Source organism: Methylobacterium sp. EM32 (assembly GCF_040593685.1).
Lineage (GTDB): Bacteria > Pseudomonadota > Alphaproteobacteria > Rhizobiales > Beijerinckiaceae > Methylobacterium.
This window is the reverse complement of the sequence record NZ_JBEXZS010000071.1, coordinates 1-1,648: the sequence shown is the minus strand read 5'-3', so window position 1 is coordinate 1,648 and position 1,648 is coordinate 1. Positions and strand designations below refer to the sequence as shown.

Here is a 1,648-nt window from a genome sequence, read left to right as displayed (position 1 = left end):
TACAACAGATCAAGAATTTTCCTTGCGGCCACAATCTGCTTTGGATTGAATTCAAAGATATTGATGATGATAACAGCATGGCTAGTTTTGTAATGGATACAGAAGAAACTTCCGATGTAGAAGACGTAATGCTTGCTGATTATGTAATTATGATATTAAAAAAACTAAGAACAAAATACAAAATATCGTCTGCTAGCATTCATTAGATAGAAAACAAATATGTGAGAGAGAAAATTTCCCTGAACGCGGCGCGAAGATGTAAGATCGCCAGGCAATTCCAACGAAGCGCTTACACTTCATCATTAATGTTCGCGGCAATGAGGTCACGAGCTCGATCGTAGACAAAGCGGATTATCCTTGAGGGTCACCGATCTCTCTTGAGCAAGTTTTCTTGAGCCAAGCATTCTGGATAAGTTCGCATGCGCGCCTGGGCTATGGTCGGAGCGGCGCAGTTTGACAGTACTGGCTCAGCGGGAGGATGGAGTGCCGATCTGCTTTCTCATCCAGCCCCCTCGCCGCCTGCCTCAATCGCGCCACTACTGCTGGAAGGGCGCAAGGTGATGTGGAAGACACGCGTCTGATTGACGAAGTCCGAGATGCGTTCGCTGCATGTCATAGAACTGTCCAACAAGATGCCAAATGGACTCAATTTTCTGATCTATTTACAAATATTCTGTGCCACCTCACTTGAATAATCCGCAATGCAGGCGCAGGATACCGCCATCGCCAGCCGTTTTAACCTGTAGGCGCTGGTGGCCGAGAGAGACGTGCGCTCCCGCCTGCATCGCGAGGAGCGCTGTCATGGCAATGTCATCTCACAAGCGTTTCACAGCTTCAGAATACGATGCCTGGCTAATTGAATCATCGTATGAAATCATAGCAAAATCTCGTAAGCTGCTAGAGCAAACCAGACCACTTATTGCCATTTATAATTTTGGACCTTTTAAGCCTTGTGTTTGTAAATCTGAGACAACGAAACTAAAATAGATTAATCGTAAATTTTTTTGAAATTTGCTTTAGCATAAGAAATATGAAAGAGCACTTAGGTGGAAAATGCCAGAATTGATGACACAAGCGCTTACTTTTAGTGAGTTACATTGTAGAGCGCGACCCGCTCCAGAGCCTCTTGGAAATCAACATACATTCCTTCTTGAGGAACATGCAGACCCTTCTCCCATCGTTCGATAGTGAACCACTCGCCAGTCAACTCGCCAGGATCTTCTGCCTTCCAGGATCGTACTCGGCCGAGCCGCTTCCCATCGCGATAAACCTGCCTCACGCTTGAATGTTTGTCGGAGCCGGGCTTCCATTCTTCGTCGTATGTGATGGACATCGTTTTTCGTCTCCCACGCTGAACGCTACGCCCACTGTCACTCACGGCAGGTGGGTTCGCTTAACGCAACGCGCTTAGTGAGCTAAAACGACCATAGTCGGGCAGAAATTTTCACGCATCGGTCTTGCGGGAGGCGGGGCAGCGGCTGCGATCCACCTGGCTTGCTTTATGTTAATGCACCTCGATTTCTTTCGAGATAAGGGCACATCATCGCCAAAACCTGTTTTGCCCCTTGGCGGCTGTGAGACATGCGCGCTCCCGGGTTACACGAGCGGAGCATGCGATGCCGCGTTTCTTTTTCGACATCCAAGACGG

Annotated in this window: 2 protein-coding genes; one reads left to right on the top strand and one right to left on the bottom strand. The window is 48.0% G+C overall.

Annotated elements, in window-relative coordinates; translation table 11 throughout:
- Positions 1 to 206 (top strand): hypothetical protein (locus ABZT49_RS10480; protein ID WP_355285969.1); only part of this gene is annotated, 206 nt, incomplete at its 5' end.
- An 878-nt stretch (positions 207 to 1,084) separates the two neighbouring features.
- On the opposite strand, the gene ABZT49_RS10475 is transcribed toward ABZT49_RS10480, so the two are convergent.
- On the bottom strand, positions 1,085 to 1,333 hold the full coding sequence (locus tag ABZT49_RS10475; RefSeq protein WP_355285967.1) for a hypothetical protein: 249 nt from the start codon (positions 1,331 to 1,333) through the stop codon (positions 1,085 to 1,087).
- Positions 1,334 to 1,648 lie beyond the last annotated feature (315 nt).